Below are 16,210 nucleotides of genomic sequence, written 5' to 3' on the forward strand. Positions count from 1 at the left end.
TTCCTTGTATTACAAACCGTATTGTTTGGCGGCCAGATCCCGCATAATTTCTTCAGAGCCGCCGCCGATAGCATTCACTCTTACCTCACGGTAAATACGTTCAATGCGATTGCCGCGGATGTAGGAAGCCCCACCCAGAATCTGCATGGCCTCGCGGGCGCAAAATTCAAGAGTCTGGCTGGCCTGAACCTTGAGCATAGCAATATCGCCGGCATCCGGACGGCCATCCATCAATTGTTTACTGCACACCTGAATATAGGCCTGAGTGGCATTGAGCCTCTGCTTCATATCAGCAATCTTGTGGCGAATCACCTGATGATCACACAAACGCTTGCCAAAGGTCAGACGCTCCTGAGCCCAACTGACAGCGTCCTCAAGACACACCCGGGCATTGGCTTCCATGGAGACAATCAGCTGCATGCGCTCCAGATTGAAGTTATTCATGATGGCCTTAAAACCCTGATTTTCTTTGCCCACCAGATTGGCCACGGGTACACGCACATTATCGAAATACAGTGTGGCGGTATCCGATGCCCACCACCCCTGCTTCTTATCCAGTGGCGTGCGACTGACGCCTTCGGCATCCAGTGGAATCAACAACAGGGAAATACCACCGACGCCGGGACCACCCGTGCGCACCGCCGTTGACGCCCAGCTGGAAGTCATACCACCGGTGATAAAGGTCTTGGAGCCATTGACAACATAGTGATCGCCATCGCGCACGGCGGTGGTGGTGATATTGGCCACATCCGAACCGGCACCCGGTTCTGTCACTCCAAGAGAAATACGCTTTTCACCGCTCAATACAGCGGGCCCGACTTCCTGCCTGATCTCTTCAGAGGCCAGTTTTAAAACCGTCGGCAGAGAAATTCCGTGCACCGTCAGCGCCGTGGAAACACCCCCACAGCCAAGACGGGCCAGCTCTTCGTAGACGATATTGCCGTGCCAGATATCCAGACCTTCGGTCAGACCACCATAGGCTTCGGGGTAGCCGACAGCAAACAATCCCACTTCTGCCGCCTTGGGAAATATTTCGTCGGGCACGCCATGATCTTCCTCCCATTGATCGGCATAGGGCATCAGCTCCTGATCAATAAAGCGACGCAGCTGATCTCGCCAGGCCTCATGGTCGGCAGTTAAATAGGGGTTAAACAGGCGGGCACCATCAAAATCCAGAGACATATTCACCTCAAACAATCACGAAACAACAAAATTGTGATCACACAACTTCTTCATGCATGAAAATTTAATTCAGCGACTCATGGATTGCATGGGAATTGGTGCCAGACAGTTTGGATTCTGTGCCAACCGTTTTTGATGACTGAAAATGCCAATGGCAAAGTTAGATTCCGTACAGCGCATTAGGAAATGACGCTATTCAACAGAGCAGATAAAGCTGTAACGGCGGATAATCAGAAAGCCACCCGGTTTCTACCGGATGATTTGGCCCGATAGAGAAAACTATCCGCTTCGCGCAGCAGCGAGTCAGTGGAATCACCCTGAGCAGGTACACGCGACACCACCCCTATGGAGACGGTCACACATTCGGAAATGGCGCTCTTGGCATGGGGAATGTTCAACCCTTCAATGGCCTGTCGAATGGTATCAGCATAAACCAATCCCGTTTCGCATTCCGGGTTTTCAATGACAAAGGCAAATTCTTCCCCACCAATGCGAAAACAGAAATCACCGGGGCGATGACAGTGCCATTGCAAGCACTCGGAAATTTGCTGCAAAGCCTCATCACCTTTCACATGACCGTAATGATCGTTAAGCAATTTAAAATAATCGATATCCATCATCATCAAAGTCAGGGGTCGTGTTTCCCGCTGACAACGCTTTAACTCCCGATCGAGAATCTGATCGAAATAGCGCCGGTTATAAAGCCCCGTTAACTGATCGGTGATGGACTGGGACTCCAGCTCTGCATTCAGATCCCGCAGTTGTCGCTCTACTTTTTTTCTCTGCACCCTTTCGCGCATCAACTCCATGGTACGCGATGACAAGCTGTCATACATATTGAGCACGGCATCCACCAACACAGTGGCAAAACCTTCCATCTGCTCTTCGGAATAAATTTTTGCTTCATCCAGAGACTTCCCCTGGCGGTAGGCTTTCACCGCCATAGCCATTCTCATATCTTCAGCCACGATATGAAACGCCAACCAACGGATCAGAAACTTGACAACATCTTCAATCACAACCGCCATAGGCTTATGCTTATCGCGTTCCTGCATTTGGACAACCGCAGGTAAAAAATGATCATGGGAACCATGATGGGAAACCAGCCAGGGATCATCTTTGGGAAACACTTCGTCCCAGATGGCCTCTTCTGTTTCAAAATGGTGATTGGCGTAGGCCGCCAGCTCATCGAAAACCCGCTTTATCTCGAGGTGATTGTCATCGGCCAGGGTGCAGGCCAACTCATTCAGTAACTTGACCAACTGCTGATGCTGCTGGTCAATCGTGTCAATGCCGGTTGCAAAATTCTCCGTCCATGGAAACACATCAATTCGATCGAGATCGGTAATCACGTCACCACACCACCCACGTAATACCAGAGGCCATTGATGCGTTTGAATGAAGACAGCTCATGCATCACTTCCCGGTCACCTTGATCGTTAATAAAGCTCGCTCTGAATTCAACCTCGCCCTCATCGCCTTTTTGATTTTTACCGATCACCTCCAGCGCAACCCATTCCAGCGTCTTCTGATTGAGTTCCAACGCCGTCAGATTACGGGCCATAGCAGGCAGCCAGGTTTTCATCAAATACTCGCCATGGCCCCCCAACGCATAGGCACTGTAGCGAGACCGCATCAGCTGCTCGGGGGTTTTGGCATCCTGTTTACCGGATAAAAAGCGGCCACAACATTTATCAAAGGGCTTTTCTGAGCCACAGACACACACACTGTTCATATCAGCAAGCATAACCGATCACTGTTGTTCGGCAATAAATTTGCCAATTTCATCCCAGGCCTCTACTGATTCCTGCAATCTTGGGTAGAAAAAGTGCCAGACGTGAACCATGTGTTTCCAGCTTTGCAATTTGGCAGGCGAACCACTGGCTACCGCCTTGTTAACCAGACGTTTGGCGTCGTCGAACAGCACTTCGGCCATACTGGCCTGAACCAGCAATGGTGGTAAATTGGATAAATCGGCAAATACCGGAGACACCAAGGGCGAACTCGGATTGACCCTTTGCCCCAACCAGCTTAACCAAAGCACCACCGGTCGCGGCGTAATGGCCAGCTTTTTAAACAAGTGCCCCAGCATGGGATCACTGATGTGATTGGCATCGATGCTGGGCGAGCTGTAGGTCGCGTCGGTGGTAGGCGAAAGAGCAACCGCCGCATCAGCCTGACGGATGCCATTGTCACGAGCCCAGAGCAACAACATCAGGGTCAGATTACCACCGGCGGAATCGCCGGAGACAAAAACTTTCGACGGCACACTTTCACCATCGGGGCCGTGTTGCAGCATCCAGAGGTAGGCATTGCGACAATCCTCAATGCCTTTGTGGCGCCCATGCTCGGGCATCAGCCGATAGTCGATGGCCAGCACCGCAGCGTTTGCCGTTTGAGAAAACTTATTGGTGATATTGCGGTGGCTTCTGGGGCTGCCCATTGAAAAAGCCCCCCCATGGATATAGAGCAAGCGGCGGGAGGTATCGACACCGGGTGCCACCACCCATTCAGCACTGACACCACCGGCATCCACTGCGGTGATTACGGACTCGAAAGTCATGCCGTCGGACATGGCATCCATGTTGTCCCGCATGGCCTGCAAGCGTTGTTTGGGGTTATGACTGGCCACGGATTTGCGCGACATGTGTATCGACGCGACAATCGCGGCATGTTCATCACAGGTTTCGTCCCTGCCAAACAATTCACCATCATCGTGATCGTAAGCGGTGAGATCTTCTCCGGGAAACACCACCCAGGTCAGATAGGCGCCAACAGCGACAATCAATAACAAAACCCCAAAAAACCACAACATGCCAATCCCCAAACCAAACAAAAAAGCCCCACAATAATGACATTATTGCGGGGCTGAATCACTCAAAAAGACCACTTACTGCTGAGCTTTAATGTGCTCCATGGCCTTCAGCAAAAACTTTTCGGACTGCTTGGAACCGGACAACAGTTCTTGCTGTGTTGAAAGGTCATTGATTTTAGCTTCTGCGGAAACCACGGCCTCGGGCGACTGCTCAGGCTGCGACAGGAAAATACCCTCGGTTTCACAGATGCGCACACTGGCATAACCACCACCACCGGCGGCCAGAATATAGCGATTGGGAGCATCGTCATGACACAGGGTTAAGGCACCGGCGGTCACCGCTTCGGGCGCCAGCATCGCCAGAACTTCTTCAGGCATCAGATCTTCGGTCATGCGGGTGCCAGCTGTGGGAGCCAGCGCATTAACACGAATATCGTACTTGGCGCCTTCCAGTACCAGAGTATTCATAAAACCAATCACCGCCATCTTGGCCGCACCGTAGTTGCTCTGGCCAAAGTTACCGTAGAGACCACTGGAAGAAGTCGTCATAACGATGCGGCCGTAACCCTGCTCTTTCATAATCTCCCACACAGCTTTGGTGCAGTTAACCGAGCCCATCAGGTGTACGTCCATCACCAGTTTAAAATCGTCCAACTCCATTTTTGAAAAAGATTTGTCGCGCAGGATACCGGCGTTGTTGATCAGGATATCGACCCGCCCCCACTGATCCATGGCCTGCTGCACCATATCCTGTACTTCATCATACTTGGCAACGTTGGCACCGTGGGCAATGGCTTCACCGCCCATTTCTTCAATCTGTTTTACCACCGCCAGCGCCGCCTCTGAAGAAGCACCACTGCCATCGCGGGCACCCCCCAGATCATTGACGACCACCTTGGCACCGCGCTCAGCCAACGCCAGAGCGTGTGATCGACCCAGACCGTTGCCGGCACCAGTAACAATGGCGACCTTGCCATCAAAACGAATTGTCATTATCTGTCTTCCTGTGTTGTTCTTGGAAATTTGAAGGGGTTACATTCAGGCCACGATTTGCAGCGTCAACCACTCGGCCATCAATGCCGGCTTGTCACTGCCCTTGATCTCTACCGTCACTTGGTACTTGATCATAAACTGCCCCGGATTCTTTTCGGTGACATCCATCACTTCAGCCACAGCGCGAACTTCACTGTCTACTGTTACCGGATTGAGAAAACGCACCTTATCAAAGCCGTAGTTGATGCCCATTTGCACGCCATCAATCACCACGCCAAAACTCTCGGCAAAATGTGACAGCATCGACAGCGTCAAAAAGCCATGGGCGATGGTCGCACCAAACGGAGTCCCAGCAGCGCGCTCGGGATCGACGTGGATAAACTGATGATCCAGTGTGGTATCAGCAAAGGCATTGATCTGGTCCTGCTTGACCTGAAACCACGGGCTGGCCTCAAGTGAAGAACCAACCAGAGAAGTAATGGAATCTTTGGAAATGGTAGTCGCCATCGTAGACATCCTTTTTTGGATAACGGAAAGTTGGCTAATCTATCGAGCGGGCAACAATCCCGCCATTACCTGTCGAGTAATGAATTTTCAGCAGCCTCAGGCTGGGCGATTACGGGCCACAGCCCGCCCCGAGCGGGAAGCCAGTCGCACACTCCAATCACCCTCGTGCTGCTGTTCGCAGGCCTCTTCGCTGTCGAACAGCACCTGCTGAGGTAGCGACTTGAATTTCACACCAACTTTTAACAAGCCGGACTGGATTCGCTGCAACAACACCTTGCAGCCACCCGCTTCAATCTGGTGGACGCGATTAGCCTCGGTATCAAAGACACAGGTAATCAACAGGCTGGCGGGGAAATTGGTGTAATTGGCCTGATGGGTCAGCCATTGAAAGCCTGCAACATCCTCCAGGCTCTGATCACACACCTGATTCAGAACCCGGATAATGTTGTTATCGATCTTTTTCTGGGTTTTGGTGGTCATTCACGCCCCAGAGTAATGATCACGGTTTCGCGGGTCCAGAACAGCCAGAAGCGACGGCTCTCAATCACCTGAAACACCAACTGCCAGCCATCTTTGGCCTCATCGTTCAGGGTATCTTCCAGTTTATCCAGAGGCATACCGGAGGCGCCCAGAAACAGGGTGCCTATCGCGCCCTCTGCCACCTGCATTACCTTGTACTCTTTGTAAGCCATCATTACTCCCCACAGTTTTCAATGACCATCAGGCCGCGGTTACCTCAACGGGGACGCCATTCAGGGCCGCATTACCCGACAACTCATCAACAAATTGATCATCGGTCAGGTCATTAATACTGACACCATCCTGCTGTGACGCAACCTGTAATTGCACCCCGGAGCGCTTATGGCCCCAACCGTGTGGCAGGCAGACCACCCCCTGCATAACCTCATCGCTGGCACTGACCTGAGTCACCACCGAACCGACCCGCGAAGTAATGGTGACTGAGTCATCATCCTGCAAGTTGCGTTCAGCCATATCCTCAGGGTGCATCAACAGTTTCCAGCGCGGCTTGCCTTTCACCAGACGCTGGGAGTTGTGCAACCAGGAATTGTTACTGCGCACATGGCGACGGCCAATCAGCAGCAAGCCATCGCTATCGGGTTGCTCTGAGACCTGTTGTAAGCGCGGCAGATCGCCTGCAATAAATTCCGGCAACAGCTGAATGCGACCATTGTCGGTGCAGAGGCGCTCGGTCAATGACGGCTGCAGCGGCCCCAGATCCAGACCGTGCGGGTGCTGGCGAATCTTATCCATGGACAGAGCCATATCATGCCCTTGAGCCGCACTGTAAAAGCCCGCCTGAATCCCCATATCAATCAGCTTGTCCGGCGCGGGCAGAGGTTTTATTTCGATGGACTTGCGCTTGGCCAGAGCCATGCCCAGACCGTTCATGATTTGCCAGTCATGCTGAGTCCCTTCCGGCGCCTCGAACACCGGCTCATTAATTCGGGTAACATTGCGTACCGCCAGACGATTGAACGCCAGATCATAGTGATCGTGCTCAAGCGGCCCGGTGGGCGGCAAAATGATATCAGCGTGGCGGGTGGTCTCATTGATAAAGAAATCAATCGCCGCCATAAATTCCAGACTGTCCAATGCTTTGTCCAATCCCGTGCCATTGGTAGAGGACAATACCGGGTTACCGGCGATGGTGACCATGGCACGCAACTGCCCCTCACCCGGTGTCAGAATCTCTTCGGCCATGGTGGCCGCCGGCAGCTCACCGCCAAATTCTGGCAGACCGCGAACCCGCGACTTCCAGCGTCCCAGACTGCCTGCCCCCGCTTCCCCTTTGGTGATGTAACCAAAAGCGGGGGAACACACCAGTGCACCGCCCTCGCGATCAAGGTTGCCACTGAGAATATTGATCACTTGTATCGCCCACTGGCAGATGCCACCAAACTGTTGCACCGATGCCCCCATGCGGCCGTAGCACACGGCACCTTCAGCGTTGAGCATTTGCAGTGCCAATTGGCGAATACGCTCGGCCGGGATACCGGTTTTGCGCTCCGCCAGCTCAGGGGTAAAACCCGCCACCTGCTCGCGCAGCTCGGGCACACTGTCAACATGACCGTCGAGATGCCCAAGATTAATATGAGCTTCATCAATCAGGATGTTCACCATCGCCATCAACAAAAAGGCATCACTGCCCGGGCGGATAAACAAATGTTCATCGGCAATGGCGGCGGTCTCGGTTTTACGCGGATCTATCACCACAAACTGACCACCGCGCTGCTGAATGGCCTTCAGGCGCTTGCGCACATCGGGCACGGTCATCATGCTGCCATTGGAGGCCAGCGGATTACCGCCAATGATCAGCATAAACTGGGTGCGATCAATATCCGGCACCGGCAAACATTGCTGATGGCCGTACATGCCCCAGGACGCCAAATGGTGAGGTAACTGATCAAGGGAGGTGGCCGAGAAGGTGATTTTTGACTGTAGCGCTTTGCGGAACACGCCCGAGTGGGTCATGCTGCCGTAATTGTGAACATTGGGGTTGCCGGCGTAGATGGCCACACTGTCGGTGCCAAACTGCTCCTGAATACCGGCCAGTTTATCGGCAACGGTATCAAATGCCTCTTGCCAGCTAATCTCCTGCCAGCCCGATTCGGTCTTTTTAACCGGTTTGCGCAGGCGATCGGGATCCACATGCAGGTCTTCCAGTGCCGTGGCTTTGGGGCAGATATGGCCGCGACTCAGCGGATCTTCTTTATCGCCCTTGATGGACAGGATTTCATCGCCACGGGTTTTGATTTCCAGACCGCAAATGGCCTCACACAAATGACAGGCGCGATAGTGGGTGGTTTCGTTATTATTGCTCACAGTCCCTACTCCAAAGCTAAAGTATTACCGACTTTAGACTACAGGCAGAAGAAACGCTTTAACATTACTCGACAAGTAATGGTGATTTAACGACAGGACTGAAGAGGAAAAATTATCGGGCCCCAGAGGGTGTAGCCCGATATGAGGGGGTGTATAAAACCTTAATCAGAATAACCTTGACGGAAATCTCTATCGTCCTGAATCTTGGCATCCTGCATACGCTCAATCATACCGGCACGCATTCTCAGTTTGGAACCTTTAAATGCAACCTTATCCAGTTCAGCCAGACGTTGTGTTTCTGCCCTTGCAACCTCAAGTACCGATTCCGGAGAAGCAATTTTATCCAGCAACCCGATGTCAACGGCTCCTTGCGGATCGAATAATTCCGCGTGCACTACGGCCCGATTAATAACATCCTGAGCAAAACGCCCCTTGGCCAGCTCAATCCCATACCAGGGCATGATCATACCAATCTGGGTTTCATTCAGCCCCAGAGTAAACTCACCCTCGGTACCCACCACGTAATCACAAGCCAGAATGTGCATGACGCCCTGAGCCATACAATGGCCGGTCACCGCGGCCACCACCGGGCGTGGGAACGCCAGTAAACGTGCGCACAACTCAGAGCCCGCCTTAATCATATCGGCCACCGCATTGACATCACCACTGCGCATCACATTCAAATCGTAACCAGCAGAGAAGATGCCAGGCTTGCCAATAAACAGCACCGCAGCCTCGTCTTTTTCTGCCTGATCCATGGCGCCCTGAATAGCCTCAATAAAATCCGGCGAAAAGGCATTGACCTTGCCATTGTGTAATTCTATTTCGGCAACATTGCCCTTCAGGGTATAAGTCAGCAGTTCACTCATTTCAGACCTCAAAATTAATATTACAAATAGAGCAATGCTGAACGACAGCTTGCTCCGATGTCAGCTTCCGCCGCTGAGCAGCGGAAACCAGAACACTAAATTAACGGCCTAACATACCACGAGAGATAACTTCCTTCATAATCTCCGAAGTACCCGCATAGATTGTCTGAATACGGGCATCGGTGTAGTAGCGGGAAATCGGATATTCGGTGGTGTAACCGTAACCACCAAACAACTGCAGACACTCATTAACCACCTTGCACTGCATCTCGGTGGTCATCAGTTTGACAATGGCCGCCTCTTCGGTGGTCATCTCTCCCTGCTTGTATTTGGCCATCAGTTTTTCAACGTAAGCACGATTAATTTCCAGCTCGGATTTCTGCTCGGCCAGTTTGAATCGAGTGTTCTGGAACTGGCCAATAGACTGCCCAAAGGCCTTGCGTTCCTGCACGTAATCCACGGTAATTTCGATGGCACCTTCAGCCGCGCCAATGGCCTGAACGGCACAGCCCAAACGCTCACGGGGCAGCTCCTGCATCAGATAGACAAAACCCATGCCCTCTTCACCCAGAATGCTGTCGGCAGGGACTCTCATATTTTCAAAGAACAGTTCGGCGGTATCGCTGGTGTGCTGACCAATCTTTTCAATCTTCTGGCCACGGGAGAAACCCGGAGTGGTGGTATCCACCAGGAACAGAGAGATGCCTTTGGCGCCTTTGGATGGATCGGTTTTGGCTGCCACAATCACCAGATCGGCCAGAATGCCGTTGGTAATAAATACTTTGGAACCGTTCAGGACATACTCATCGCCGTCTTTTTCAGCGGTGGTACGCAGGGCCGCCAGATCGGAACCGGCGCCGGGTTCGGTCATGGCAATCGCACCCAGTGCTTCGCCCGTGATCATCTTCGGCAGCCACTTTTGTTTTTGCTCATCCGCACCGATGTGGTAGATGTAAGGCGCTACGATATTGGAGTGGATGTTGTAACCACTGGCGATACCGCCGTAGCCCAGACGGGACATCTCCTGCAGGACCATCATCTGTACATCAAGGCTGGCACCGGCCGAGCCGAATTCTTCCGGCATATCAACACACAGCATGCCAGCGGCGCCAAAGGTATTCCAAAGCTCACGAGGTACCGCATGCTGCTCTTCCCACTGTTCATAGTTCGGGGCCACTTCCTGTTCCAGAAAACGCAGAACCATATCGCGGAACATTTCCAGTTCTTCATTGATTGCAGCTTGATCGACAGACATTACCTGTACCTCTCTGTAATTGATGCTTTAAAAAATTAAACGTTTGTATGATTTTCGGCAATTTTGCCCAAGACGCCTGTCCAGCACCATAGCCAAAGGCATCATTCACCCCTGCAGAATAGCTCGATTGAGCGGCCTCAACGACTATCTGGGCGAATACCAAACGGGCGAAGTGTAGGCCCTCTCCTGAATCGTCTGGGGATGTCGGACCGAGGGCTTCACCCCCAATGCAATGGCGTCCAGAGTGGAATGACGTGCCGTCGGTATCTGCAACACACGAACGTAGTAAAAAGCCCGCTCAGTGGCATCAAACTCGGGATCCTGCCACAGCGCCACCAGTTCAGCGGAGCCGATGCGGTTGTCATAGCGGCCATCGGTCAGATTGACGGTATTGCCCACCGGCGGTAACTTGCCTGCCGCGTCCAGAGTCCGCTCACCCGACCAGGCGACGTCGTAAACCTTTTCCTGCACCTGCCCCGACGCATCCAACCAGCCCTTGATCACCTGAACCCGATCCAGGTTGGCGTTATTGGGACCCTTGACGGCGCGAATCATAAAGCGAGGCGTTTCCCCCTCTTTATGCCCCACCAGATGACTGCCCATGGGGACGCCCTTGCGATAACCAATACGGGCAAAATCTGGGGAGGCCAGATCCGCCTCGGTAAAATCCCAGCCGGCAAATAATCGAACCTTCATGCGTGGGCCCGTGGTTGCGTATACCTCGCGACGTTTAAAGGCGGCAAAGATCGCATCGCGCGTGTTTTCAGTCGCCCAAACAGCAGCCAACCCCTGGGCTCCCATATCCCACCCGGAAGGACCACCGGCCACAATACCATCGTTGGTCTTGGCTGACGGGATCGAATCGCGGCCAAACTTACCCCAGTAATTGGGCTCCTCATAGGCCGCCAAACCGGTGTGGGAATCGGTCGAACCAATCAGGCCAAACTGGAATGGATTTACCCCCGTTTGCGCCTCGAGCGTCAGACCCGTCATCAGACCAGAGCGGACGTAATCCGCTTTTGCCACCTTGTAGGATTTCACTATCTGCTGAATGTAGTGCTTGTAGGTTTCAAAATCGGCAAACTCATCGTCCGGAGACAAGTCAGGATGAGTTTCAGAATCCCCTTTGTACTGGGTAATCTCCACCACCGGCTCCCACTTCATTCGCACCTGAGCGTAGTCCGCGGTCATGGGCTCGCCCTTCAGGGTCGTCTCCGCAAACATATACCCCTTGGAGATGTTGGAATTGTGGGGTATCGCCAGAAAGCGAGTACCATCTCGCTGTTCGAGCTGCTGCAGCCAGGCCCATAAATCTTGCGGGTATTGACTGTCATCCGAACCGTAGGGCAAAAACTGTTTGGTTTTATCCGGACCGTCCGGGGTAAACACCACCCGATGCAAGTTGGCGCCCACGGGAATGGAGCTCCACTCCCAACCCGCGAATGTGGTGAAGACTCCCGGCTGGTTGTGGCGCTCGGCGGCGTCTACCGATTGGTGCCAGACATGGGTTTCAATCACGCTGGTATCGCCGAGCGCATCCTCCAGCGAGTTATTGGCATCCTGAACCGGATCCCCGCCAACCTTGGCTGGCGCCTTGGGCAGAACGCTGGCAAACACATCACTGCCGTCCTGCTCGTCTTCCATGGCGTTGGTCAACACTTGCAAGGCAATCCAGCGCTTGAGATTGCCCCACCAACCGAGATCCGGCAGCGCCACATCATCCTGTATATAGGACTTCACAAACCCCATGCCTTCGGCATGATCGGCGATCACCAGAAAATCCAGCGGCTCATTAATCTGCACTCTGGCCTTGGTAAAGGGATGAATAACGGGCAAGCCTTTCGCCCAGCGATAAGCCGTTTCAGGCCCCGCCGACCGGTTACTGTTCAGGAAGGCATCGAACGACAGGGAGGTATGCAAATGGGTATCACCGAACAATAACTGTTTGCTTTCGTCCTTCGGATTTTCAGCCCAACCATCAATGGCGAAGGTCAGTAAAAAAAGCAGGCATATCTGTCGTGTAAACATCATATTATTCTTCTTGTTGTTGAGTTTATTCATAGGACGCCGCTATGGCGTCACAATATTGAAATCGCTGGCAGGTTTATCAAATAACCGGAAAAAACCAATCAGTGATAAGCGGCTGCCCTCGAGTGACAATTCATCGCCCATGAGTTCGGTTATTTGTGCCCCGCCCAGTATCGCTTTAACAAATAAATCGCGACTGATGTGAATGCTGGCTTGAGCTTCAGGATCTGGTTCAGACTGACGGTGATGCAGAACTGAGTTATCCACTTCCAGCACGTAATTCTTGCCGGTATCGGTCATATGAATATTGATCAGATAATATTCGCCATCGGCTCTGTCGCCATTCAGGCTGGTCGCCATCGCCGCAAAGAACAATTCACTGGGCACTGCCTTGAACAGACCTTCGGCATCCTGAAGAACATGCTTTTCAGTCTTCGCCACCCCATGACGCAATTCGTAGGCCGCACTCAAATACACATCCCGCCAGGGCGCAGATTCTGATTGATACCCCAGTTGATCGTAACTGTTGGCCAGCAAACCCCTGGCCTCTGGGTTGTCAGGTTCGGCAAATACCAAATGGTTGAGCAATTCAGCGGCCCAGCGATAGTCGCCTTTATCGAAAGCGCTTACAGCCAACTCTAGAACCTTTGCAGCACCGCCCATGGCAGTCACATAGCGCTCGGCCTGCTGCACCGGAGGCAACGGGTTGAGATTGGCCGGGTTGGCGTCATACCAGCCAAAGTACATTTGATAAACGGCTTTGGCGTTATGGGACAAGGTGCCGTAATAGCCCCGATTGGCAAAACTACCCTGCAGCGTTGAAGGCAAGTTTAGCTGTTCGGAAATTTCCCTCGGCGTCGCGCCACGATTGGCCAACCTCAAGGTCTGATCATGAATGAACTTGTAGGTATCGCGCTGACGTTTAATAAAAGTTTGAATATTCTCCTGCCCCCAAATGGGCCATTGGTGGGTTCCGAAATACACATCAGAGCGATCACCAAACAGCGTCAGGGCCTCATCGATATACTGACTCCAGGCCAGAGCATCACGCACCTTGGCGCCGCGCAAAGTATAGAGATTGTGCATATTGCGCGACACCACCTCCCCCCCACAAAAGGCTTTGAATTGCGGCAGATAAAAGGTCAACTCGGCTGGCGCCTCCGAGCCCGGCGCGTTCTGGAATTCCAGATCAACGCCATCAATCGTCAGTGTCTGACCGGTGCGATCAACAATAACATTCGGCTGCAGAATACTGATTTTTCCGGCTTTGGCCGGTTCTTTACCCAGCCCCGTGCCAATATGACCACGCTCTGACACGGGCAGATTTCTGCCATACATAAACTGGGCGCGCCGCTCCATCGCCAGACCGGCCAGAATATTTTCACTGACGGCTTCTTCCATAAACCCGATGGGCGCAATAATGGGAATATCCGCAGCCGAGGCATCACCCAATACACCTGCCACACCACCAAAATGGTCGATATGGCTGTGGGTAAAAACAATCGCTGATACCGGCTTATCACCCAAATGTTGCGCAGCAAACGCCATGGCGTAACGGGCCGTATCTTCAGTGGTCAGGGGGTCTACCACAATCCAGCCACTGTCGCCGGCAATCAGCGTCATATTGGCCAGATCGAAACCACGCAGCTGGTAAATGCCCGGCACCACTTGAAACAAGCCATGAATATTATTGAGCTGTTCCTGGCGCCACAAACTGGGGTTTACCGTTGGCGGCACTTCGCCGTTCACAAATTCATAAGCGGTCTGATCCCAGACGGTACGGCCATCTTCTGTGGTCACCACCAGAGAATCGGCTTGGGCAATCAAACCTCTGCGGGCCTGCTCGAAATCCTGCTGATCCGATAAAGGTAACTCTTTGGCCACCTTGGCATTGGCCCGGATCGTATAATCGGTTGCGGCGGTAAAACCATGGGAGTCCGTTGACTGAGGTTGTGATGCGTTCTGTTGCTCACACCCAAGAAAAACCAGAGACGTTAAGGCCACTAATACAGCTGTCACACGTTTTTTATCAAACATGTTGTTCCTCATTATTGTTGTTATTTCGAACTAAAGAAGTCGGTCAGCTACAGGGTATGGCTTTCTGAGACACGCCGTGAACCCTTCCATGGGGGCTCGATTGCCGCATCCTTGCGGCAAACGGTCTCAGAAAGCCATACCCTGCATCCGCCCTGGTATTGAGCCAAATTTTACGCTGGCACATTTTAGGACGGGCGCTGGATACAGGCCGACAAAAAACAAATTATCGAAAAAGAATTACACAAAAAGAAAAATAATAAAGATAAATACCATAGACCAAAAACGTAAAAACCCGCCGAAGCGGGTTTCTACATACTCCCGCTGATGCAGGAATCACAGGGTTAGGCATAAGCCAGATTACTGCATGGACTGCACCATGGTAATCATCACACCTGCGGCAACGGCCGAACCGATCACACCCGCCACATTGGGGCCCATGGCGTGCATCAACAGGAAATTCTGTGGGTTGTACTCCAACCCTACCTTGTTAGACACGCGGGCGGCCATGGGTACGGCAGAAACACCGGCGGAACCAATCAACGGATTGATTTTCTGGGTGCTGAATTTGTTCATGATCTTGGCCATGATCACACCCATGGCTGTACCAATGCCGAAGGCCACAATGCCCAGCGTCATAATGCCCAGGGTTTTGGGATCCAGAAAAACGTCAGCCGCCAACTTGGAACCGACCGATAGTCCCAGAAAGATGGTGGTGATATTGATCAGAGCATTCTGCGCTGTATCAGACAGACGATCCACCACGCCACACTCTTTCATCAGGTTACCAAAGCAGAACATACCCAACAGTGGCGCCGCCGATGGCAGGAAAATAGCAACAGCGATCAACACAATGATCGGGAACACAATTTTTTCGCGTCTGGACACATGGCGCAGCTGCGTCATGGTGATCTTGCGTTCTTCTTCCGTGGTCAGGGCCTTCATAATGGGCGGCTGGATCATGGGCACCAGCGCCATATAAGAGTAGGCCGCAACCGCAATGGCCCCCAACAACTCAGGCGACAGCAGTGACGCCACATAAATGGCGGTCGGGCCATCAGCACCACCGATAATCCCGATGGCGGCGGCGTCAGCGATGGAGAAATCCATCCAACCGAGATAGCTCATGCCCACAGCCCCCATCACAGTGGCAAAAATACCAAACTGTGCCGCGGCACCCAGGAACATGGTTTTGGGGTTTGCCAGCAGCGGACCGAAATCCGTCATCGCCCCCACACCCATAAAGATCAACAGCGGCGCGATGGTCGAGCCAATCGCCACTGAGTAGAACTTGTAGAGCATGCCACTTTCAAAGCCGGCATTGGCGGCAATCTGCTGAGCCGCAAAAACCTGTTCAGCCGTGGCGTCGGCCATTGCCGCCTTGATGTCCTTGTAGCTTTCATAGCCCGTCACCTGAATTGCATCTGCAATAGCAGCAACAACTTCCGGGCCACCGGACATCAACGCATTCTGCACCGCCGAATACGCCAGACCCGCACCCGGGATATTGGCCAGAATGCCACCAAAGCCAATGGGTACCAGCAACAGGGGTTCAAAGTTTTTGTGAATGGCCAGCCACAACAGCAGCAAGCCAATACCAATCATAACGACCTGACCGGGCCCCTGAAATTGGGCCAGACCGGAATCGTTCCACAGTCCGATAAGTGCTTCCATTGAGAATTC

14 protein-coding genes are annotated in these 16,210 nt (G+C 52.8%); all 14 read right to left on the minus strand.

From position 1 onward, the window contains the following. Nucleotides 1–9: 9 nt before the first annotated feature. The 14 genes from ACPXV9_RS06555 to ACPXV9_RS06620 all read right to left on the minus strand — a co-directional run bounded on the left by ACPXV9_RS06555 (nt 10) and on the right by ACPXV9_RS06620 (nt 16,201). Nucleotides 10–1,182, minus strand: a complete 1,173-nt coding sequence (locus tag ACPXV9_RS06555) for an acyl-CoA dehydrogenase family protein (protein ID WP_423895641.1) — start codon at nt 1,180–1,182, stop codon at nt 10–12. Nucleotides 1,183–1,412: 230 nt separating this feature from the next. After that, a complete protein-coding gene (locus tag ACPXV9_RS06560) occupies nt 1,413–2,534 on the minus strand; it encodes a GGDEF domain-containing protein (RefSeq protein ID WP_423895642.1) in 1,122 nt (373 codons plus the stop codon). Beyond that, nucleotides 2,531–2,929 (minus strand): YchJ family protein, encoded by a 399-nt coding sequence (locus ACPXV9_RS06565; protein ID WP_423895643.1) that lies wholly within the window; start codon nt 2,927–2,929, stop codon nt 2,531–2,533. The genes ACPXV9_RS06560 and ACPXV9_RS06565 overlap by 4 nt, the downstream gene beginning before the upstream one ends. A gap of 6 nt (nt 2,930–2,935) precedes the next feature. Beyond that, entirely contained in the window at nt 2,936–3,997 is a 1,062-nt protein-coding gene (locus ACPXV9_RS06570; RefSeq protein WP_423895644.1) for an alpha/beta hydrolase, read from the minus strand. 75 nt (nt 3,998–4,072) lie between these two features. After that, nucleotides 4,073–4,990, minus strand: a complete 918-nt coding sequence (locus ACPXV9_RS06575) for an SDR family NAD(P)-dependent oxidoreductase (protein WP_423895645.1) — start codon at nt 4,988–4,990, stop codon at nt 4,073–4,075. Between the two features lie 45 nt (nt 4,991–5,035). Further along, entirely contained in the window at nt 5,036–5,497 is a 462-nt protein-coding gene (locus ACPXV9_RS06580; RefSeq protein WP_423895646.1) for a MaoC family dehydratase, read from the minus strand. A gap of 96 nt (nt 5,498–5,593) precedes the next feature. Further along, complete coding sequence (locus tag ACPXV9_RS06585; protein WP_423895647.1) at nt 5,594–5,977, minus strand: Fis family transcriptional regulator; 384 nt, start codon at nt 5,975–5,977, stop codon at nt 5,594–5,596. Next, a complete protein-coding gene (locus ACPXV9_RS06590) occupies nt 5,974–6,192 on the minus strand; it encodes a DUF4177 domain-containing protein (protein WP_423895648.1) in 219 nt (72 codons plus the stop codon). The genes ACPXV9_RS06585 and ACPXV9_RS06590 overlap by 4 nt, the downstream gene beginning before the upstream one ends. Before the next feature lie 25 nt (nt 6,193–6,217). Then, nucleotides 6,218–8,341, minus strand: a complete 2,124-nt coding sequence (locus ACPXV9_RS06595) for a molybdopterin-dependent oxidoreductase (RefSeq protein WP_423895649.1) — start codon at nt 8,339–8,341, stop codon at nt 6,218–6,220. Between the two features lie 161 nt (nt 8,342–8,502). Continuing rightward, nucleotides 8,503–9,210, minus strand: a complete 708-nt coding sequence (locus ACPXV9_RS06600) for a crotonase/enoyl-CoA hydratase family protein (RefSeq protein WP_423895650.1) — start codon at nt 9,208–9,210, stop codon at nt 8,503–8,505. A gap of 100 nt (nt 9,211–9,310) precedes the next feature. After that, the gene (locus ACPXV9_RS06605; RefSeq protein ID WP_423895651.1) at nt 9,311–10,465 is read right to left on the minus strand and encodes an acyl-CoA dehydrogenase family protein; all 1,155 of its coding nucleotides are present in this window, start codon (nt 10,463–10,465) and stop codon (nt 9,311–9,313) included. A gap of 144 nt (nt 10,466–10,609) precedes the next feature. After that, nucleotides 10,610–12,496, minus strand: a complete 1,887-nt coding sequence (locus ACPXV9_RS06610; protein ID WP_423895652.1) for a DUF3604 domain-containing protein — start codon at nt 12,494–12,496, stop codon at nt 10,610–10,612. A 39-nt stretch (nt 12,497–12,535) separates the two neighbouring features. Further along, a complete protein-coding gene (locus ACPXV9_RS06615) occupies nt 12,536–14,530 on the minus strand; it encodes an alkyl/aryl-sulfatase (RefSeq protein ID WP_423895653.1) in 1,995 nt (664 codons plus the stop codon). A 357-nt stretch (nt 14,531–14,887) separates the two neighbouring features. Beyond that, a complete protein-coding gene (locus tag ACPXV9_RS06620) occupies nt 14,888–16,201 on the minus strand; it encodes a sodium ion-translocating decarboxylase subunit beta (RefSeq protein ID WP_423895654.1) in 1,314 nt (437 codons plus the stop codon). Between the last annotated feature and the right edge of the window lie 9 nt (nt 16,202–16,210).

The sequence above is a fragment of the Candidatus Pelagadaptatus aseana genome (assembly GCF_040362265.1).
Lineage (GTDB): Bacteria > Pseudomonadota > Gammaproteobacteria > Pseudomonadales > Cellvibrionaceae > Pelagadaptatus > Pelagadaptatus aseana.